The sequence below is a fragment of the Emticicia fluvialis genome, from assembly GCF_024793945.1.
Taxonomy (GTDB): Bacteria; Bacteroidota; Bacteroidia; order Cytophagales; family Spirosomataceae; genus Emticicia; species Emticicia fluvialis.
Window position 1 is genome coordinate 104935 of record NZ_JANUSD010000017.1, and the last position, 20489, is coordinate 125423.

17 protein-coding genes are annotated in these 20489 nt (G+C 43.6%); 3 read left to right on the forward strand and 14 right to left on the reverse strand.

Annotated elements, in window-relative coordinates; translation table 11 throughout:
• Nucleotides 1–67 precede the first annotated feature (67 nt).
• From sufD to NZ848_RS18445, 7 genes are all read right to left on the reverse strand, one after another.
• Nucleotides 68–1396 carry a Fe-S cluster assembly protein SufD gene (gene sufD, locus NZ848_RS18415; RefSeq protein WP_259016761.1) on the reverse strand — a complete coding sequence of 443 codons (1329 nt, stop codon included), beginning with the start codon at nt 1394–1396 and terminating at the stop codon, nt 68–70.
• A 1-nt stretch (nt 1397) separates the two neighbouring features.
• Nucleotides 1398–1778: a RidA family protein gene (locus NZ848_RS18420; protein WP_259016762.1), complete on the reverse strand. Its 381-nt coding sequence runs from the start codon at nt 1776–1778 to the stop codon at nt 1398–1400.
• 9 nt (nt 1779–1787) lie between these two features.
• Entirely contained in the window at nt 1788–2552 is a 765-nt protein-coding gene (sufC, locus tag NZ848_RS18425) for a Fe-S cluster assembly ATPase SufC (protein ID WP_259016763.1), read from the reverse strand.
• Nucleotides 2553–2814: 262 nt separating this feature from the next.
• Nucleotides 2815–3861 carry an adenylate/guanylate cyclase domain-containing protein gene (locus tag NZ848_RS18430; protein WP_259016764.1) on the reverse strand — a complete coding sequence of 349 codons (1047 nt, stop codon included), beginning with the start codon at nt 3859–3861 and terminating at the stop codon, nt 2815–2817.
• The gene (locus NZ848_RS18435) at nt 3858–4232 is read right to left on the reverse strand and encodes a response regulator (protein WP_253526877.1); all 375 of its coding nucleotides are present in this window, start codon (nt 4230–4232) and stop codon (nt 3858–3860) included. Before NZ848_RS18435 ends, NZ848_RS18430 begins: the two co-directional genes overlap by 4 nt.
• A 30-nt stretch (nt 4233–4262) precedes the next feature.
• Complete coding sequence (locus NZ848_RS18440; protein WP_259016765.1) at nt 4263–6410, reverse strand: sensor histidine kinase; 2148 nt, start codon at nt 6408–6410, stop codon at nt 4263–4265.
• Nucleotides 6411–6496: 86 nt separating this feature from the next.
• Nucleotides 6497–7867, reverse strand: coding sequence for a sensor histidine kinase (locus NZ848_RS18445; RefSeq protein ID WP_259016766.1), 1371 nt, complete (start codon nt 7865–7867; stop codon nt 6497–6499).
• A gap of 307 nt (nt 7868–8174) precedes the next feature.
• Here NZ848_RS18445 and NZ848_RS18450 point away from each other — a divergent pair, with 307 nt between their 5' ends.
• Nucleotides 8175–8762, forward strand: a complete 588-nt coding sequence (locus tag NZ848_RS18450; RefSeq protein ID WP_259016767.1) for an HD domain-containing protein — start codon at nt 8175–8177, stop codon at nt 8760–8762.
• Here NZ848_RS18450 and NZ848_RS18455 read toward each other — a convergent pair.
• The gene (locus NZ848_RS18455) at nt 8759–11926 is read right to left on the reverse strand and encodes a cyclic nucleotide-binding domain-containing protein (protein WP_259016768.1); all 3168 of its coding nucleotides are present in this window, start codon (nt 11924–11926) and stop codon (nt 8759–8761) included. The two genes, NZ848_RS18450 and NZ848_RS18455, sit on opposite strands and share 4 nt — an antisense overlap.
• A gap of 420 nt (nt 11927–12346) precedes the next feature.
• Here NZ848_RS18455 and NZ848_RS18460 point away from each other — a divergent pair, with 420 nt between their 5' ends.
• Together NZ848_RS18460 and NZ848_RS18465 are read left to right on the forward strand one after the other, a co-directional pair.
• On the forward strand, nt 12347–13783 hold the full coding sequence (locus tag NZ848_RS18460; protein WP_259016769.1) for an arginine deiminase family protein: 1437 nt from the start codon (nt 12347–12349) through the stop codon (nt 13781–13783).
• 500 nt (nt 13784–14283) lie between these two features.
• The gene (locus NZ848_RS18465) at nt 14284–15234 is read left to right on the forward strand and encodes a glycoside hydrolase family 43 protein (protein WP_259016770.1); all 951 of its coding nucleotides are present in this window, start codon (nt 14284–14286) and stop codon (nt 15232–15234) included.
• A gap of 79 nt (nt 15235–15313) precedes the next feature.
• On the opposite strand, the gene NZ848_RS18470 is transcribed toward NZ848_RS18465, so the two are convergent.
• The 6 genes from NZ848_RS18470 to NZ848_RS18495 form a co-directional block, all read right to left on the reverse strand.
• Nucleotides 15314–16354, reverse strand: coding sequence for a cobalamin-independent methionine synthase II family protein (locus tag NZ848_RS18470; protein WP_259016771.1), 1041 nt, complete (start codon nt 16352–16354; stop codon nt 15314–15316).
• 196 nt (nt 16355–16550) lie between these two features.
• Complete coding sequence (locus NZ848_RS18475) at nt 16551–16994, reverse strand: DUF1572 domain-containing protein (RefSeq protein WP_259016773.1); 444 nt, start codon at nt 16992–16994, stop codon at nt 16551–16553.
• A gap of 10 nt (nt 16995–17004) precedes the next feature.
• Nucleotides 17005–17448, reverse strand: coding sequence for a GNAT family N-acetyltransferase (locus NZ848_RS18480; RefSeq protein ID WP_259016774.1), 444 nt, complete (start codon nt 17446–17448; stop codon nt 17005–17007).
• Nucleotides 17449–17479: 31 nt separating this feature from the next.
• Nucleotides 17480–18298, reverse strand: coding sequence for an SIS domain-containing protein (locus NZ848_RS18485; protein ID WP_259016775.1), 819 nt, complete (start codon nt 18296–18298; stop codon nt 17480–17482).
• 32 nt (nt 18299–18330) lie between these two features.
• Nucleotides 18331–19215, reverse strand: a complete 885-nt coding sequence (locus tag NZ848_RS18490; RefSeq protein WP_253526953.1) for an ROK family protein — start codon at nt 19213–19215, stop codon at nt 18331–18333.
• Between the two features lie 235 nt (nt 19216–19450).
• Entirely contained in the window at nt 19451–20230 is a 780-nt protein-coding gene (locus NZ848_RS18495) for an SDR family NAD(P)-dependent oxidoreductase (protein ID WP_259016776.1), read from the reverse strand.
• Nucleotides 20231–20489 lie beyond the last annotated feature (259 nt).

Sequence of the window (20489 nt, forward strand, 5' to 3'; positions counted from 1 at the left end):
AACCCCTGCCCACAAAAATACCCGGGGCTTAGATGCACCGGGTATTTTTTATATAAAAAGCTCTATCTTACTTGCTTAATACACCGAGTTTTTCGGTAATCAGACCTTCCAGATATTCTTTGATCGAATCTATCTTGATTTGAGATACCACATCTTCTGCAAAGGCCAATAACTGCAAACGTATCGCTTCGTTTTTGGGAATCCCGCGCGACTGCATGTAGAAAATGGCTTCGTCATTCAGTTTACCGGTGGTAGTACCGTGCGAACACTTCACGTCATCGGCCCATATTTCCAGCTGTGGTTTGGTATTCATAGTGGCCTCGTCAGACGTAACCACGTTGCGGCAGTTCTGATACGCATTTGTTTTTTGCGCATCTTCACGCACAAATATTTTACCATTAAACACACCGGTTGACTTCTCCATCAATATACCCTTATACAGCTCGTTACTCTGGCAGTTAGGTTTCCGGTGGTCAACCAGTGTATGGTTATCTATGTGTTGCTTACCGCTGGGTACATACAAACCAAAAAGATGGCTTTCAATGTGTTCGCCATCTAACACAATATTCAGGTTATTTCTTACAAAGCCACCGTTAACAGTAACCGTAGCGCCATAGAAATAGCTTTTATCTTTCTGATACACCTGTGTAGTACCAATATGATGCGCTTTGTCGCTTTCGTTCTGTACTTTATAGTAGTCGGCGCGGGCATCTTCAAAAAGCACAAACTCGGTAACAGTATTTATAAAGTATCTGTTATCACCAATTGTGCGGTAGGCTTCTGCAATTTTTACCTCTGCATTTTTACCTACTACAATCAGGTTCCGTACGTGCGCTCCTACGTCTTCTTTGCGGGTATCACCAATAAACCGTAGAATAACCGGTTCTTCAAGCGTTTTGTTGTCTGCTATATGTACTACAACGCCATCTTTTGCCAAGGCTGTGTTCAGGGCAGTAAAAGCATCACTCTTGTAGTCGGCATACTGCCCGAAATACTGATTAACTATTTCAGGCATTTTTTGCTGAGCTTCGGCAAAAGGTACCACCTGCAGGTGTTCGCCGGGGCTTTCTATTTTAGACAGTTCGGCATGAAAAACACCATTTATAAAATACAGAACGTTACCTTTCAGATTAGGCAGGTGAATATCCTGTAAGTCTTTATCGCTGAAATCAGAACCCGCATCAAAATTATAATTTTGTTTGGTAAGCGCTGAAACATTGCTGTATTTCCACTCTTCATGCTTGATAGTGGGAAAACCCAGCCTGTCAAAGTTTTTCATGGCCTCAATACGTAACTGGTTTACAGGCAAAACACTCTTGCCGTTCAGTTGCGCCTCAAGGGTCTGAAAATCAGCCATTAACTGATTTTTTAAATCTTTATTTTCTATAGAACTCATCTTATAATTCTGCTACTGCTTCTAATTCTATTTGATAACCAAAATGCAATTCTTTAACAGGAATGATAGACCGGGCAGGTTTGTGGTTTCCGAAAAAAGTGGCATAAAGCTGATTAACAACTCCCCAGTGGTCTCCGTCTGTAATGTACACCGTTGCTTTCACAACCTTGGTGGCATCGCTTCCGGCTTCTGCCAGTATTTGTTTCAGATTATCAAAAACCACGGCGGCCTGTTCTTCAATTCCGGATTCAACAGGCAGCTTTTCAGAAGTTTTAATTTTAATGGGTAATATGCCCGATGTAAAAACAAGACCGTTGCTCACAACGGCGTGTGCATAATGACCTGCGGGTTGCGGACTGCCGGATACCTGAACGGTTATCATAACTGATACTTACGCTACTTCAAGCGAATCAACCTCGGCTTTAATCCAGTCGTAGCCTTTTTCTTCCAGCTCAAGGGCCAGCTCTTTGGTGCCACTTTTAACAATTCTTCCTTTGTATAAAACGTGTACAAAGTCTGGTACGATGTAATCAAGCAGACGCTGATAGTGCGTAACTACAATAAAAGAGCGGTTTTCGTCTCTTAGTTTATTAACACCTTCGGCTACAATTCTGAGTGCGTCAATATCAAGGCCAGAGTCGGTTTCGTCAAGAATACAAAGCTGCGGCTCAAGCATGGCCATCTGGAAAATCTCGTTACGTTTTTTCTCACCGCCAGAGAACCCTTCGTTCAAAGAGCGTTTCAGCAGGGTGTCGTCAATCTTTACCAGCTTCGCTTTTTCTTTCATTCTTTTCAGAAACTGCGCGGCATCAAGCGACTCCTGCCCGTTATATTTACGGATTTCGTTCAGAGCAGTTTTCAGGAAATTAATGGTGGTTACGCCGGGTATTTCAACCGGGTACTGAAATGCAAGAAAGATGCCTTCTGCGGCTCTTTCTTCAGGAGACATACCTAGTAAATCTTTACCGTTAAATTCAACGGTACCGCTGGTTATTTCATAGTCTTCTCTACCTGCCAGAACAGAAGCAAGCGTACTTTTACCCGAGCCGTTTGGCCCCATAATGGCATGAACTTCGCCGGGTTTTACTTCAAAATTTATTCCACGTAATATTTCCTTCTCCTCAATTCTCGCGTGTAAATTACTGATAGTGAGCATTTTTTAAGCTTTATTTTAAATGATACTTGACTACAGACGGTTTGTGTACTCTTTTAGATTCTAAAAATTAAACTGCAAAGATACAACCAAAATAACCAAGATGCTATTCTTATTTTTTTAATTAATAACCCCAAATAAGGGCTGCTCGTTCCGTATGTTCTTTAAAATTTAACTGATTATCAACAAAATCTGCAAGAAACAACCCATTTGCCGCTAAACATCTGGCAATAAAACAAATAAGCAAAAGCAGATACAGGCAACCTTATGCAACTACCTCATACAATTTAACCGCCTGAGCTTTGTTTTTAAGGCTGGTTTCGCCTACCTCCTGGCAATTGAAAGACTCCTTCACTTTTTCGTAGGTAGCCTGGCTGATGATAATCTGGCTTGGTTTGGCTGCTGCCTGCAGGCGCTGGGCAGTGTTTACGGTGTCGCCAATTACTGTGTAATCAAGGCGGCGCAAAGAAGCCGACCCGATGTTGCCTGATATCATCTCGCCGGTGTTTACACCAATTGAAACCTTAGGCGTATAAGTAGCATGATTAGGCAATACCTCTTCAATTTTGGCAATGGCCGACCGCACCGCCAGAGATGCTTCAATGGCGCGGTCAAGGTGATAATCTCCCTTAAAAACAGCCATTACGGCATCGCCCATAAATTTATCAACGTAGCCACCCTGCTCTATGATACCCTTCACCATTACATCAAAATATTTGTTGATGAGGTTCACCACAGTATCGGGCGATTCTTTCTCTGAAATAGATGTAAACCCGCATATATCAATAAAAACTACGGTAGCCTCTATGGTTTCGTTGGCCGTGAGCGAGGTCTCAAACTCGTGGCTGTTCATGAATTTCAGCACGGTTTCATCTACATACATTTTAAGAATGTTGTTTTCTTTGATGGCCTGCAGTGTCTGCCGTAACTGAATCACGTGCTTGATGGTTTTCTCAACGGTAAGCTCCAGGTCTTCAAAGTTGATAGGCTTGGTCAGGAAATCAAAAGCGCCCCGGTTCATTGCCACCCTGATGTTGTCCATGTCGCCGTAGGCAGATACAATAACAGCTTTCAAAAGCGGGTTTACGTCTGAAATCTTACTCAACAGCGTGAGGCCGTCCATTTCCGGCATATTGATATCGCTCAGTATCATATCAATATCCGGTGCTTCCTGCAATATCTTCAGAGCTTCCACACCATTTTGTGCAAAGCTGAACTCATAGGTTTTCTCTCGAATCTGTCTACGGAATTTCTGTTTGATGAGCGTCTCCAAATCTGCCTCATCGTCCACTACCATTATTTTGGCGTTCATATCGAGCTTTTAAGTTTTTGTTTTAATTCTGCAAAATCCAAAGGCTTGGTCAGGAAATCGTTCGCCCCAAGGCTCATGGCCTGGGCATGACTTTGCTCGTCTCCATAAGCAGTAATCATCATCACAGTTGGCGGTGCTTTGGGCGATTCAGACCGTATTTGCCTGAGTAGCTCAAGCCCGCTCATGCCCGGCATGTTGATGTCTGACAAAATAAGAATAGCCTCTAAATCCTGCCCTTCCAGATACGTAAGCGCTTCTTCTCCTGAGCCGCTGAAAGCAAACTCAAACTCACCAGAACGTATCTCTCTTCGAAAGCGCTGCTGAAATAATGTTCTTACGTCTTCTTCGTCGTCAACAACTAAAATTTTCATTTTTACCGGGTTATTCTATTAATTATTATGTCAAAGATAAGGCAATTTGATAACAAACGTTGTTCCCTCTCCTTCTTTTGTTTCTACATTGAGGGTTCCGCCGTGGCCTTTGGTAATGATGTCATACGCCAGCGACAGCCCCAGACCCGTACCCTGCCCTGTAGGTTTGGTAGTAAAAAACGGCTGAAAAATCTTGCTTTTTACGGCATCTGGTATGCCCACTCCATTATCTGTTACTTTTATTTCAATCTGGTTGCTTATTTGCCGGGTCTGTACAATTACCTGCCCCTTACCCTCCATATCTTTAATGGCATAAAAGGCATTGTTGATAAGATTAAGCAATACCCGGCCAAAATCCTGTGCAATAACCGGCACTTTGGGCAGGTTGGCATCCAGGTCTGTTTTAAAATCGGCGTTAAAGCTCTTGTCTTTAGCCCTTATACCATGATACGCCAGCCGAAGGTATTCTTCGGCCATGGCGTTTATGTCTGTCGGTTCTTTTTTGCCTGTACTTGAGCGCGAATGCTCAAGCATACCCCGCACAATGCTGCTGGCCCTTTTGCCATGATGGTTAATTTTCTCCAGGTTCTGGGCAATGTCGCCTAGCAATTCTTCTTCCAGCGCTTCGTCACGTTCAGGTCTGGCGCGTTCTTCCTGGAGCTCATCTATCAGTTCTTTGCTCAATTCAGAGAAATTATTGACAAAATTAAGCGGATTCTGAATCTCGTGGGCTATTCCGGCGGTGAGTTCTCCCAACGATGCCAGCTTTTCGCTTTGTATCAGCTGGGTCTGTGTTTTTTTCAAATCATCCAGCGACCTGGCCAGTTCGGCTGTGCGTTCTGCTACCTGCTTTTCCAGCATTTCGTTCTGGGCGGTCAGTATCTGCTGTTTCTCCTGCTCATGAGCCAGGTTTTCTGCCGATAGTTCTTCAATTTCAATGAGTTTTCTGGTCAGAGACTTATGCGTTCTTGAATACTCTCTTACCAGCGAAAGCGAAAGCCCGATGGGTATGCTGAAAAACATAATCACAATGATAAACAGGCCTATGGTTAACACAACGCTATCTGAACCGGCACCCGAAAAACCACCTATCATTAACGTAATAACACCGGCTGCCGCACTAAAGGCTACCACCACAAGCGAGTAAATAGGTACTTTAGCGTTAGAGTCGCCTCTTTTTTCAGCAAGGACACTTACCCTGATGAAATCAACAAACAACAGCAGAAAAGGCAACCATACCTCAACATACAAAGGCAATTCTATGGCAAAAATATTGCACAATAGGCCGCCTGTAACCAATAAAGCCACAGCATAAAATATTAGACCGTATTTCTGATTAAGATACTGATACAACGAAACGTTAATCAGCAAAATACCCAGGTAGGTGGCCGTCAGAGTAATAAGGCTCAGTATCTCTCTATTAGAAATATCGGTTTGAATCTGCTCAAAACCGCGAAGAAAAAAGCCTATGGTAAGAAACAACATGGTAAGACCCAGGCTGAGGCTAACTTTCTTGACAGGGTTTGAGACGAAAAACAGGAAATGCAAAAGGGCAAAAACAAGAAACACCCCGGCAAACAGGTAATTAAACCCAAGAGACCGATGCGATTTTCTCTCTATAAAATTGCCTATGTCTTGTGTTTTAAAAATCTTCAAACCAAATATCTGCGAGCTGGTGCCCGGATAAAAGAAATTACTGCCAGAAAACGAGTACCTAACTGCCAACACATGTATATTGGTATCGGCCATGTTAATAGGCAGTGCAGTGGCATAGGCTTGTGTTTTTTCTTTAGAAGGGTCTGTACTAACTACCCCAAGTTTATGAAGCAATACGCCATCAAGATAAATTTCAGATGCGCCCATCTGGTTTACAATGAGCGTCAATGGCTTATTTACAAATTCTTTGGTTACCTGCATCGGGCGTCTCAACCAAGCAATTTTCGCCTTAGCCAGATCCGGATGGTCATTCATCGACTCAAGAACCGTTATTTTGTTCCATAGGCTGTCGTTAAAATCAGGCTTTGCCCATAACTTGTTATCACCGGCGTGCCACTTCCAGTGATTCGCCAGGCCAACACCAATTTCAGGAATATCGTCTACAGGGCTAAAAACTATTTTTTTCTGAGCCTGACTCTGAAAAACTACAAAAACTATAAATAACAGGTATATATGCTTCATGCAGGGTAAAAAATCTCTCTTTAAAATTGAGTATTGGATTAATTGTGATTTAACGATTGGTGAGTTGACTATTCCCGGATATTTTTTTACCCAACCGGTATTGTAATCAGAAATTCGGTTCCTTCTCCTTCAACCGACGTTACGTCCAGTGTTCCGCCATGCCCTTTGCTGATAATATCAAAAGCCAGCGATAAGCCCAGCCCTGTGCCCTGCCCCGTAGGTTTGGTTGTAAAAAACGGCTGAAAAATCTTGTTCCTTACGCTATCGGGTATTCCGGTTCCGTTGTCTTTTACACGTATAATTATTTCATTGTCTTTTTTGTTCATCTGGGTTATTACCTCAAGGGTGGGCTTATAGCCATTCATGTTTTGCCTGGCTTTTTCCTGCACGGCATAAAAACCGTTGTTGAAAAGGTTAAGCAACACCCGGCCAAAATCTTGCGGAATAATATTTACCTTAGGCACATCGGGGTCCAGGTGAGTTTTAAAATCGGCATTGAAGGTCTTGTCTTTGGCACGCAACCCGTGGTAAGACAACCGCAGGTACTCATCGGCCAGGTCGTTTATATCGGTTTCTTCTTTTTGGCCTGTGCTTGCCCGGCTGTGTTGCAGCATACCGCGCACTATACTGGCCGCGCGCTTGCCATGATGGTTAATTTTCTCCTGATTCTGCACCAGGTCGCTCACCAAATCGGCAATCAGGTCTTTGTCCTGCTCGTCTCTTTCCAGTTCCTCTTGCAGTTCTTTGGCCAATTCAACACTTAGTTCAGAGAAGTTATTTACAAAATTCAACGGATTCTGTATCTCATGCGCAATTCCGGCCGTCAGTTCACCGAGCGATGCCATTTTTTCTGCCTGCACCAGTTGTTTCTGGGTAGATATCAACTCTTCAACGGTTTCTTCAAGCGCTTCTTTCTGTTTTAGCAACTCGGCAGTTCTTTGGGCAACCTGATATTCCAGCTCCAGCTTTTTGGCTTCGTTGCGCAGGCGTTCTTCTTCTGCTTTCTGCCTTTGCTGCAACTCAACTTTGTTTTGCTTGTGGGCATAAAAACCAAAGCCAATCATCCAGCAAACGGCAAAACCCTGAGCAATATCAAACAGTTCAGAGTATTCATTAAAAAAGGACCGTGCTACCAGCCTCAGCAAACCATTGGCAATAAAAACAGTTGCCAGCGGAAAAACCGCTGTCCATAAAACATTGGTACTGCGGTTGTATCTGGCCTTATATATAAAGAAAGACCCTATCAGTACGAAGATTTCGTAGAAATGGTATTTGAAAAATCTGAACCAGGGAAGCTGAGAAATAACAATAACCGGAATTACATACAGCCAGCCCCGCTTCAGCAGCATATCCTTCTCAGGAAACCTTTTTGCTGTATCATAATAGGTTCTCAGAAACCTGAATACTAAAAAGGTAAAAAGGGTTTTCTGCGCTAAGTCACTAAAATCAAATTTCATAAAACGGGCAGAATTAGTCAGTCATTTGGTTAATAAATTAAATTGGCGGTGTAATAATAACCTTAGTTTGCCTGGCCTCCAAACATGGCAGGCGTTTCCGGTTGTGGCGGGCACTGCTTACCTGCACTTCTGAATTTAATCAAAAATAACGAAAATCCTTCAAAATCCAATTTTAGAGTCGGTTTAGCACAAAATTTATACTGATTGTAGTAAAAAAGAAACAGCTTTGGATTATTTGAATAAAATTTGTGACAATATTTGCACCATAAATACACGAAAGGCAATAGGGCAAAAAAACTGGCAGTAAATGGATATTCAGAAAGCAGAAAACTATGTTTTTGATAAACTTGACGAGAATTTATCAGATTCGCTCTATTATCATGGTGTGCATCATACAATTGACGTAACCAATGCTGCACTGCAACTGGCCGTTGCAGAAGGTATAAATGATAGTAAAACGCTGATATTGATACAAACGGCTGCGCTTTACCATGACATAGGCTTTATAACCACTTACAACGAACATGAAGCAGAAAGTTGCCGACTTGCCCGGGTATCGTTGCCGAATTTTGGTTACAATCATAGCCAAATTGAGGTTATCTGTGGCATGATAATGGCCACCAGAATACCGCAAAGCCCGACCACCCATCTGGAAAGAATTATTGCTGATGCAGACCTTGATTATCTGGGCAGAGATGATTTTGAAGCTGTTGCCCAAACACTTTTTGATGAATTACAAGAACGCGAACTGGTTACTGACCACGACAGCTGGAATAAAATACAAATTAGTTTTCTGGAAAACCACCAGTACTGGACCGAAACAGCCCGTAAATGGCGGAATGAAGCCAAACAAAAAAGGCTGAATGAATTAAAAGCCCTATATAGCGGCATTTAAACCGCCGACAACCTTTTCAGTTTATCATTCTGCCTGCGTATACGCTGGCAGAGTATTCGTAGCACACTACGCAATAACTCGTCGCGCTCTTCCATCAGGTCAAAGAAATCGTCCTGATCAATTCTGAAAAGCAGCACATCACTTTTCGCAACAGCGGTAGCCGAACGAGGCTCGGAGTCGAGCAGAGCCAGTTCGCCAAAAATATCTCCTTTGCCCATGGTGGCAAAAAGTACATCATGGTCTACAATGCCAATCTCGCCCGAATAAATAACGTACATGCAATTACCGATGGCGCCTTTCTGAAAAACCTCTTCTCCTTCATGATACGTTACCTCATTCATAATAGGCACAATAGAGGTCAGCACGTTCTCGGGTGTTTCGGCAAACAACTGGGTGTTTTTTAATACAATTACGCGCTCCAGTTCAGATATTTCGTTTTCATCATGTCCGTGTTGCATAGCTACTATTTCTTTATATTTTTCTTTCAGATAAAGTTCTTTTTTAACAATGGCCGCGGTTGCTTCCTGAAACAGTTTTTTCTGATTCAACAGGTATTTTTCAAAGAGCTGGTTATACTGCCCCCTCAGATTCCACGATTTCAGCGCCACCACTATTGTCCAGTCGCCAAAGGCATTGCTGCCTTTTTCAAGTATATACTCAATAATAGGCACCGGCACCGGTTTTTCAGTAAAATAGGCCTCAAAAACCTGAATTTTCTTATCAATCTCAGAATCGTCAAGTATCGTATGCAAACATTTGTAAATGGCCCTCGGAATAATGTTATCCAGAATCTCAAGCGCATTGGCTCTCTTTTCTTTTGATGAATGCTCAACACCCATCATGGCATCCTGCACCATTTCCTTTTCATACAGCAGCATCAACAAATAAAAAATCCGGTTTGAAGACTGCCCCAGTTCATAATTAAGTATGTCTTCATCCAGCACACCAAAACCATTCAGCAACTGATAGGCATGAGACAGTTCTTCCTGTAGCAGATTCTCAAACAAAGCTTCATAGTTTTCGCTATTGGTGCGTCTGCCCAACACTTTAAGCGCCATTTGCCGCACGTTCAGCGACTCATTCTGTGCCAGCCTGACCAACAGTCGTTCGCTGGCAAGGCTCTGGTATTTTTCGCTGAACAATACCACTTTTTGCAACAGAGCTGTATCTCCGCCTTTTGATAAGGCCTCCACTTCGGCAAATCCTCTGCCACCAGACCTGATAAGGCTGTTAATAACTTTTTTACCCCACTGGCGGTCTTCCAGCAAATGCACCAGACCTTTTATCAGCAAAGCCGAATCAATAGCCCCCGCTACCTCAATGGCTTTTTCTTTGATAGCGCCAGTACCTGTTTCAAGGCATATCCTTACTATAGTTTCGTATTCTTTCAGGCGTAGCAGTTCAATTATCTCAAGCGCTACAATCAGTTGCTCAGGTTTGGTTTCGTCGCACAAACGGTCAAGTTTTTCTTTGGCTTCATCATGTTGTAATCGCCAGCAGGCAATTATGGCGCCCTGTACGGTATATATGTTGTCAGAGTTAAGATAAACCGACCGCTGCCCGGGGCTTGTTGCCTGCGCACAGGCAATTTCTGCCGATATCCGCCTTACCTGCGGGTTAAGCTCGTGTTCATTAAAACCCTGCAAAAACTGTGAGTCAATAACCAGATGCTGGCTTTTAATAACGGTTAAAATATGCAGCCTTACTTTCTCTGAATTGTTCTTCAACAGAAAAGAAACCTGATTCTGAATTACCTTTGGTTCAAATTTTACAATCCAGTCTATGGCGCTTATTACTTCTTCGGGTTTATTGCTGGTCAGATTTTTCAGAATAATACTCAGTGCGTCGCCCTGTACCACCAGCTCGTTACTTTTCAGGAAGCGTTTGCTGAGCGCATTTTTCAACTCTATTATATAGCGTTTGTAGGCTTTGTTAAGAAAATACAAGGCCAGCCAAGACAATATTACGGTGAGGGCGAAAGCTATCCAGATTTGAGATGAATGCACAAAATAGGCAATCAGCAACAGAATACCGGCAATGCCCATACCCAGTGGCTCATAAAAACCTTTTGCCAGGGTATGGCCTTTTAAACGCTGCTGGGTTGATAAGGGCTGAAACATAACCAGAAAAACCGGGTCGAAGGCCGTTCGGCGGAGTACCTCAAAGCACAGGTATGCCGCGCTGAAATCAAACAGAAGCGAGCTTTCGTCCTGCTTATAAGAAGACATCCCCACCAGAAACACCGACATCAGCAAAGTGCCGATAGGTAACAGCAGCAGCGCGTTTTTGAGCCCGAATTTATCAATTACCTTGCTAGAAAACAGCAACTTCACTACGGTTGAGATGGCATAGGTAATAGCCAGCAAATAGCCAACGAAGGTGATAACATCGTGCTGTGAATGGAACTTGTACTTTACGTTTACAAAGAAATTGTACTCAATCCAGGTGGCCGAAGCCGCAATGGCTACCAGCCCGATACACATTTCAAAAACCAGCTGGCTACCGCCAAAAAGGGTTTCTACCATTCTGGACTCTGTATGCCTGCGTACTTTATTTTGATGATGACTAGGGATATCTGTTATTTCAAAAGTCTTTTTCTGTGTTAAAAAAGCCAGCAAAAAGGTTACAAATGCAACCAGTACCAATATGGCCAGCACCGAGGTAGAATGGATAAGCGCCGCCAGAATGGCGCCTATGGCCTTGGCTGGTACATCGCCTGAGCCTATGACACTAAACAAACGCTTGCTCTGGCGTACATCAAAAACCAGGGCCGACACCCCCCAGAACTCAAGATTAACCAACAGATAGATAACCCTGAAGCCAACCATAATACCAATGGCTACTGCGGTTGAATGGTTAAAAAACAGAATAACACCCATAATAATGGCCAGCACCAGCACAGCCAGCAACACACGTACGCTCAGTTTTTTCAGTACCAGATGATGCTCATAATACTCGTAGATTTTCCCTACGCCCATCATGGCAAAAGTAGAAACAATATAAGCAATGGGCAGCGATACTTCGGGGTGGTGTTCCAGTAAAATCAGGTTCGCCGAAACATATACTAAAACGGTTCCTATACTAATAAAGAAATTGTGTAGGAAAAATAACAAAAGTAGTCTTGATTCTTTCGGGCGCTCATCAGTGCGGGTAGTCGCACTCATAATTTTAGATTCAACCATTTGCATTTTTAAAATGGACAACGCAATTTAGGAATGTTTTTTCAAAAGTTTGGTTCAATTAATGAATTTGTGAAGAAGAAAAACCCAAGAAAAAGACCCGGTTTTGGAATAACTGACTTATCTTGTATTTTTGCTAAATAAAATGGCATTTTTCAACGAGCATATCAATTCACTACCAAAGAACGCTTATCAGGTTTCTGATAGGGGCACTTCGGCTAAGCCATTATTATACCTACCCCTACTTATTCCTGTTACATTCTTTGCCATTCTGTTTTTTATGGCGCAATTTGGGTTTTACTAATGTGAATGTTAATTTATCTATCCCGAAGATTTAATCTTATGCTGCAGGTTAAATCAATCAACAATTCATACATAAAAACTCCCTTTAATTGATTCCTTGTTATGTCAAATATATTTGTTTCTTCTGAAGTAGGCACTTTACGCCGCCTGATTATTCATAGCCCTGATAGCGGTCTGGGCAAGGTTGTACCTTCAAAAGCGCAGGACTGGCTTTTTGAAGACATTGTGCATCTGCAAACCATGCGCCGCGACGAGTACGACTATTACGTTAAAATTCTGTTGTATTTTCTGGACCCTGAAAAGGTAAAAGGCAAGCTGAAAGAAATTGATGCCGATACCAGTCGTGATTTTTATAAACCTGAAAAAGAAAAGTATTTTCATTCAGACAAGGTAATTGAATTTGAAAAACTACTGAAAGACATTCTGGACCTGCCCGAAGTGCGCACTCAGCTGGTAGCGGCCGTTTGTGCCGTGGAAGAGTGTTCGTTTCAGTTTCAGAACCAGCTGGCTCATTTATCAGTAAATGAACTGGCAAAAGTGCTGATAACCGGCACCATGCCCAACAATAAAATGTTGTTTCCGCCGATACCGAATCTGATTTTTACACGAGACATAGGCATCGTAGTAAACGACCACCTGTTGCTTAACAAACCTGCCAAATATGCCCGCACGCGTGAGTCGCTGCTGGCCAGGTACATCTTTTTTAACCATGCCCTTTTTGCTGATTTAAGAGGAAAAATAATTGAGATTACCGAAGATGAAAACCACTTTTTGCTGCCTGAAGATGAACAGGAAGACCGCCTGAACACCCTTGAAGGCGGAGACGTAATGATGGTAGCCCCTAACCACCTGCTGATTGGCGTTAGCGAACGCACCACAGTAGAGGCAGCCCGGCAAGCCATTGATTTGCTTTTTACCCGTAAGGTTGTGAAGAAGGTAACCATTGTGAAGATTCCGCAAAAAAGAGATTACATGCACATTGATACCATATTTACACAAATAAAGTGTAATGTGTGGGTGCTGCTAGGGTCATTAGGCAGGGTACATGAAGAAGCCGAAAGGCAGAAAATATGGGAAAAACTGGGACAGAAACCCGGCTATGAATCGCTTACCATTAAGCAGTTTATCAATAAAGATGATGGTGTAAAAATACGCGACTTTGCTAATCTGGAAGACCTGCTTACCTCGGTTACCAAAGACGACCTGAATTGCTATGACGACATCAAGTTTATTTACTCCGGCAATAACCAGTTTCCGTATGGCGCCCGTGAACAATGGACAGACTCCTGCAACCTGCTGGCGTTGAAAGCCGGAGTGGCAATTGGCTACGACCGCAACGACCACACGGCGCAGGCGTTCAGAAATGCAGGCTTTAAAACTATTCATGCCGCCGAATTGCTAGAAAAATTTGAAAATAACGAGTTAAACCCGGAAACTTTGACAGATACCATTATTATGCTTCCGTCAGCCGAGCTCTCAAGAGCACGCGGCGGTTCTCATTGCATGAGCCTGCCCATTTTGCGCGAGAGCGCCATTTGATAGCTTCCTTTTCTATGAATAAACTTGGTCGCTAAAAAAACAAAGGATTTCTTTAATTTATATAAGCCGACTGATTTAAGGCTACGTGAATAATCTCTTCTAGAGATAGAGGATAGGTATTCATTCGTTCTCAGGGTTTTGTATCCCGTCAGGGATGTTATATCGGTAGAATATATTATGACCAAACAAACTGAGTCCTTTCGGGACGGTATATTTAATTCTCAGCCAATGAATATACTATCCCTGACGGGATACAAAAGCATAACTTAAATCTTAATCTACTGATATTTCATCCCTACGGGACCTAGTCTGTTAGAATTTCTTTCGATACTTAAAAGAATGCCTAATAAGTACGCTTCTAAAATAAAAACCTATGTTTTATTAGGGGGTAAATTTATTCACTGTCAAGTTAATATTTCCTTTAATTTTGAAAAATAAATTCAGGCTCGAAACCCGTTCGGGGCGTTCCAAGAGTTTTATCCTAACACACACAAATAAAAATGAAACACAAACTACTGTTCCTTTTTCTGATTTGCTCTGCTGCCACTTTCGCACAAAAGAAATCTTATTATCTGTTTACATCTTTCCGCGATAACGGGCAAGACGGCCTGCATCTGGCATTAAGTAAAAATGGCCATGACTGGTGGGCGCTAAAGGGCGATCAGTCTTTTTTGAAGCCACAGATTAATCACCCGGATAATCTGATGCGTGACCCCGACATTAAGCAAGGCCCTGATGGTACTTTTCACATGGTCTGGACGATCTCCTGGAATGGCAAGAATGGCCGGGTGATAGGCTACGCCAACTCAAAAGACCTGATAAACTGGTCGGCGCAAAAGGCAATACCTGTGCTAAAAAATGAAACAGGGCTGGTTAGAAATGTATGGGCGCCTGAATTGTTTTATGATAAGGCACAAAAAGACTGGCTTATTATCTGGTCATCAACGGTGAAAGGAAACGAAACCGTAGATGGCAGCAATCTGAGTGAAGACAAATATCACCACCGGTTTTATTATGTACGTACCAAAGATTTTGAGACGTTCAGCGAAACAAGTCTGTTTTATGACCCCGGCTTTAACTCAATTGATGCTACTTTGCTGGAAGATAAAGGCAAGTTTTATCTGTTTTTTAAGGACGAACGTTTGAAACCCGTCAGGAAAAACCTGCGTTTTGCGGTAGGCGATACCCCCGCCGGGCCATTCAGAAACCTGAGTGAGTCTTTTTCAGGCAGCTGGGTGGAGGGTCCGTCAGCTATCAAAATCGGCGATTATTATTATGTGTATTTCGACCACTACACCAAACCTCATTACTATGGCGCCTACCGTTCAACAGACCTGGTTAACTGGCAGGAGGTTTCGCCCACCATCCATTTCCCGCAAGGCATGAGGCACGGCAGCATTATAAAAATCACAAAAAAACAAGCTAAAAAATTAGAGAATCTGGTTAATTAGTAATCACTCAATAATCATTCGGGGCGATATAAACGGCTTACATCTCCCCGAATGAATTTTAACAAAGCCTTACCCAAAATTAAGCAAACCCCAGTTTTTGCCTTACTGCTTTGGCGCCGGCACACATGGCTTTCAGTTTCTGGCGCGATGCCCAGCGGGCCGTCTGGCTCAAGCCACAATCTGGTGCAACAGCCAGTTTTTCTGCCGGCACATATTTCAAACATAATTGTATCCTTTCAATTACATCCTGGATGGTTTCGCAGTAGTAATTTTTCACATCTATGATACCAACGGCTACATCCATTTTTTGGGCAAATTCTGCCAAAAGCGCCACTTCGTCAAACTCACGGTTAGCCATTTCAATATGAATCTCGTCTACGTTCATATCCAGAAAATCAGGTAGCATCGGATGTAGTTTTCTGTATCCAACCGGACGGCCTTTAAAATTGCCAAAACACAAGTGTGTTGAAACTCGGGCTTTACCCACCACACCTTCAATAGTGCGGTTAAATATATCTACAAAGCGTTTGGTATCTTCTTTGTAAGCATAGCACGACATTGAGGGTTCATCAACGGTTATCTCGGTGCAACCGGCAGCCACAAGGTCTCCCAGTTCTTTTTTTACAAAAGGCAGCAGCCCCTCAGTTACCTCAAAGCGGTCTTTATAGATTTTGCCGTCAGGCAGCATACGGCCCGAGAGCGTGTATGGCCCGGGCACTGAGGCTTTCAGGGTATGCCCCTCCGGTGCCAGTCTGGCTAAACGTTGGTATTCTTTTACAGCTCCCAAACCCCGAGGTGCAGTTAATGGCTCTACTATTGAGTGCTTGCCGCGTTGGTCGTGCGCGGGTGGCCCAAATTTGCGGGTTTCGGAATGATTCGGCTCCAGCCCTTTGATGAACCCGTAAAAAGAAAGGTTAAAGTCCAGCCGGGTTTGTTCTCCGTCGGTAATCACATCCAATCCGGCTGTGGTCTGGTCATGAATGGCCGCCACAACGGCATCTTCAATCATTTCTTCAATATCTGCTGCCCCGAACTTTTCGAGGTTCATGGATGAAAATTCAAGCCAACCCGGAAAAGGATAACTTCCCACAACGGTTGTTTTGATAGGTATAGGTTGCATAGTTTACTGAGTGTATGGGTGAGTTAGTGAATGAGTGAGTTAGTGAATGAGTGATTTGGTGAATGAGCGATTTTTGACCTGGAATGGGCGCGGCTGATTTCATGATTTCGCTCATTATGCCACCCGAAATGATTTACCTGAAAGTTTAGATTAACAATTCAGATAAAAATAGCTCATTCGCTAAATTACTCAATCACTAATTAGCTGTTAATCGTCTATGATAATTGATTTGCCCTAAATGATAATTAAAATGCCCGTAAGTATGAATCAGAAAATACTCGTTGGTGTCTTGCCCATTGTTGTACTCTTCAGTATGGTTGTGGGCCAGGTGGTCTGGCGTCAGGGTATTTAATACTGCGGGCAGCATTAATCGGGTGGCTTCAATTTTTTCAATCAGTTCTGCTCTTGGAACGTTTTTATCAGAGAATTCAACAGGTCTATTTCTCTCATAACCCGTATTGCCCAGTTGCGCACCAATATAATGATTCAGGTTTCCCATCAGATGCAGGCACAGATTCCCTGCCGAATTGCTTATTTCGCCTGGTGTTACCCAAAGTAAATCTTCAGTTTTATAGGCCTCTATCTCTCTTTTCAGCCTCAGCAAATCGCGGTCTAGTAGTTTAATTAAAGAAATAATCATATTGTTTTTGTCATTTATTAGCTGTTAAAACTAAACCCATGCGCACATAATCTTTACCGTTTTTCTGAAACACCGCCGAATCGGCCTTCATTCCGAACCGCTCATAAAATCCGATGGCCGTAACGCGGGCATCGCACCAGAGTTCATTTATACCCATTGCCAGCGCCTGTTCAATCATATATTGCAGCAATTGTGTGCCGTATCCTCTGCCCTGCACGGCCGTATCGGTGGCAAATTTTCTGAATTGCGCCTGATGACCATCGCGGAAAAGCGAAACAACCGACACCAGATTACCGTTTTCCAACAGCCCGTAATGCAAACCTTCGGCATCATTAGGTAAAACCACAAAGTCGGGGTGCTGGTCGGGCCACATCACTTTGTGCCGCAATTGGCGTGTATCTTCTGCCTGTATTTGTTTCAGTTCAATCAATTTATTAGTTAGTGAGGTAGCCACTGTTTGTAATTGCCTTATCTATTGACTGGTTTTATAAGCCAGAATTTTTGTTGGTGTCTGACACATAACTGGGCACACCCAGTTTGGCATACATACGGGCAATGCGGTGAGCATGCTCGTCGTAAGCGGCTTCAAATAATTCGGTTGCCCTTGTGGCTCCTACCAAAGCGCCAGCCGTAAGTACTTTTGGCGGATGCCCCGCCTGAGTTAAATAATCGGCCACCTGTGCTTTAATGCTGTTGATAATCATGGCGCCACCAACCGTTGAACCCGGCGAAACCGGAGTATCCAGATTAGGCACATATACCATAGAATCGCCTACGGGGGCGCCGGTATCCAGTACTAAATCGGCAAAATCATCCAGTTTTTTATGGTCGGGTCGTTTGGTAGTACTGGCTTTCAGGTGGTCATGGGTTACCAGTGCCACCACTTTAATACCCCTCTGCCTGAAAATCTCCGCCATCTCAACCGGCACTACATTGGTACCTGATGATGAAATAACCAGGGCGGTATCTAAAGTAGATAAATCGAAATTACGCAGAATTTTATCTGCCAGGCCGCTCACGTTCTCCAGAAACATGGCCTGCCGTTGCCCGTTAGCGCCTACTACCAGATTATGGAACGTCAAAGAAAGCTCAACTATCGGATTAAACCCCGGGAACGAGCCGTAGCGCGGCCACATTTCTTCTACCATAATGCGACTATGGCCAGAGCCAAACACGTGCACCATTCGTCCGGCCAGAATCGAATCGGCAAACCAGCGGGCAGCCGTTTGTATTTCTGTTTCCTGTTTTTTTACGGTTTCCACAATTCCGGCACACTTGTTCAGATAATCCTGTATCACACTCATGTTTATGTTCTTTTTTTTATGTTGGTGAATATCTATTTGGTAAGTACAAAACTGGCTGCACCAATGGCGCCGGCCATGTCGCCGAAGTAAGCCTGGGCAATGCTTGTTTTTTTATTGCCGGGGCGCCATTCGTACAAATCCATGAACGTGGCCAGCGGCTCAAAAAGCGCTTCTTCAGCCAGTGTGATTCCGCCCGCCAGCACCACCATTTCGGGCGATAATAAATTAGCAATTGAACTGATAGCCAAAGCGAGTTTTCTGACCGACGAAAGCCACAAATAAGTAGCAAAGTGGTCGCCTTTACGGTAGGCCTCTACGAGTTCCCAGGTAGAACTGTATTTTCCGTGACTTCTTTTTTCTATAGAATAATTACCAATGGCGTACTCAAGGCTACCAACCATACCTACTATGCTTTGGGTTTCTTCCTGGCTGTTAATAGATATATGCCCCAGATGCCCCGCCATTTGCCCAAGCCCCTGGTACAAATGCCCGTTTATTAAAATACCCCCGCCTACACCTGTACCCAGTGTCAGCAAAACAACGTTTCTTTTGTCTTTGGCTACCCCGAATCTGGCTTCGGCCATCAAAGCTGCATGGGCGTCGTTCAGCACATAGGTAGCATCGCCCAGGTACTCACCCCACATAAAATTCTCCAGGCCTTTCAGCCTGTTGGGTAAATAGGCAATACACTGGTTTTGCTCGTTGGGTAGCCCCGGCGCAGAAAGGCCAATGCCCAGAATGGGCTGCTGCAGATAATTTTTCAGGTACTCTACCATTTCTTTTACATTTTCCCGCCACGAGCCGTCGTCCGTTTCTTTGGTCGGAATATAATGCTGCTTCAACACCTCACCATTGCGGTTAATGATTAAGCCTTTAATGTTGGTACCCCCTAAATCTACCCCTATTACGTAAGACATTTTCTATTGTCGGTTACAGCTTATAGAACTATATTTTTGCCACAATGTATGCAATGTGGCCACTATGTTGCACAATTATAATGGATGATAAATAAAGACTACCGGTTATAACTATCAATTGACTATGGTGAAACATGGTGTTCTTAATGAACATGGTGGTAAATTTATATGCTTCTGCTTTCAAATTCCGGCCGAACTGCAAGTTCGCCCCACAAATCTGAAAATTCACACCCCCTTAGTGTTGTCCTTCACTTACGCTCCAACCTCCATCCACAAACAGCGCTTGTCCGGTTGTAAAGCCCGAGGCATCAGACATAAAGTATAACGCGGCTCCGTCCAGGTCTGCTGCTTGTCCGTTACGGCCGCCGTCTAAAGGTTGTTTGGTTTTAACAAAACCCATAATAACCTCATCTTTTGAGGCGCGCTGAGACATGGGCGTTTCTACCAAAGCCGGGGCAAGTACATTTACTCTTATATTATAAGGTGCGTAGTAAGCCGCAATAGATTTAGAAAAACCTATAATGGCAGATTTAGTAGCGGCATAGGCATGCGTTGAAAAATATCTGGGCGAAGGCGAAACCCCCAGCACCGAACCCATGTTCAGAATGCTGCCTCCGGTACCCAGTTCTATAAACTTCCGTACGGCGGCCTGATTAGAAAGCATCAGGCTCGTAAGGTTTAATTCAAATGTCTTGTTCCAGCCGTCCAGGCTGATTTCATGTAAGGGTCCATCGCCATATTTGCGCCCGCTGCCTCCGGCTACATGATACAACCCATCAAAACCGCCCAGGTCGGCAATTGCCATTTCAATGGCTCTGGCGGCTGTTCCGGGGTTGGCGGCATCACCGCTCATGGCAATGGCGTTGTCTCCTAATTCAATTTCAGCGGCCGCACAACTTTCAGGATTTCTGCCCACTACTACCACTTTTGCACCGTTTTTTACGAAGGCCTTAGAGGCCGACAGCCCCAGGCCGGTTGTACCTCCTATAACCACTATTTTCTTATCTTTCAGCATGGCAGGTGTTTCAAAAATAGCCTAACAATTCAACAACTTGTCTATACAAGCAAAAGTAGTGAAAGAAAAAAACTTTGCAAATTTTTGTCGTCATTTTTCAGATTGCAGTTGGGCAGCAGTTTAGAAACACATAAAAAAAAGAGGCTGTCTAAAAAGGTCTAAAAATAGGAATCCCCGGTCAAAAAAGACGCGGGGATTTTTCTTTGTTCCTCTAAAAAGTGTTATCTTAGAGGTGCAACACAAAGAGAAGATGAAGATA

Excerpts from the sequence above, each read along its gene's own strand:
- sufD (WP_259016761.1), bottom strand. The coding sequence starts at position 1,396 with ATGAGTTCTATAGAAAATAAAGATTTAAAAAATCAGTTAATGGCTGAT.
- NZ848_RS18420 (WP_259016762.1), bottom strand. The coding sequence starts at position 1,778 with ATGATAACCGTTCAGGTATCCGGCAGTCCGCAACCCGCAGGTCATTAT.
- sufC (WP_259016763.1), bottom strand. The coding sequence starts at position 2,552 with ATGCTCACTATCAGTAATTTACACGCGAGAATTGAGGAGAAGGAAATA.
- NZ848_RS18430 (WP_259016764.1), bottom strand. The coding sequence starts at position 3,861 with ATGAACGCCAAAATAATGGTAGTGGACGATGAGGCAGATTTGGAGACG.
- NZ848_RS18435 (WP_253526877.1), bottom strand. The coding sequence starts at position 4,232 with ATGAAAATTTTAGTTGTTGACGACGAAGAAGACGTAAGAACATTATTT.
- NZ848_RS18440 (WP_259016765.1), bottom strand. The coding sequence starts at position 6,410 with ATGAAGCATATATACCTGTTATTTATAGTTTTTGTAGTTTTTCAGAGT.
- NZ848_RS18445 (WP_259016766.1), bottom strand. The coding sequence starts at position 7,867 with ATGAAATTTGATTTTAGTGACTTAGCGCAGAAAACCCTTTTTACCTTT.
- NZ848_RS18450 (WP_259016767.1), top strand. The coding sequence starts at position 8,175 with ATGGATATTCAGAAAGCAGAAAACTATGTTTTTGATAAACTTGACGAG.
- NZ848_RS18455 (WP_259016768.1), bottom strand. The coding sequence starts at position 11,926 with ATGAGTGCGACTACCCGCACTGATGAGCGCCCGAAAGAATCAAGACTA.
- NZ848_RS18460 (WP_259016769.1), top strand. The coding sequence starts at position 12,347 with ATGTCAAATATATTTGTTTCTTCTGAAGTAGGCACTTTACGCCGCCTG.
- NZ848_RS18465 (WP_259016770.1), top strand. The coding sequence starts at position 14,284 with ATGAAACACAAACTACTGTTCCTTTTTCTGATTTGCTCTGCTGCCACT.
- NZ848_RS18470 (WP_259016771.1), bottom strand. The coding sequence starts at position 16,354 with ATGCAACCTATACCTATCAAAACAACCGTTGTGGGAAGTTATCCTTTT.
- NZ848_RS18475 (WP_259016773.1), bottom strand. The coding sequence starts at position 16,994 with ATGATTATTTCTTTAATTAAACTACTAGACCGCGATTTGCTGAGGCTG.
- NZ848_RS18485 (WP_259016775.1), bottom strand. The coding sequence starts at position 18,298 with ATGAGTGTGATACAGGATTATCTGAACAAGTGTGCCGGAATTGTGGAA.
- NZ848_RS18490 (WP_253526953.1), bottom strand. The coding sequence starts at position 19,215 with ATGTCTTACGTAATAGGGGTAGATTTAGGGGGTACCAACATTAAAGGC.
- NZ848_RS18495 (WP_259016776.1), bottom strand. The coding sequence starts at position 20,230 with ATGCTGAAAGATAAGAAAATAGTGGTTATAGGAGGTACAACCGGCCTG.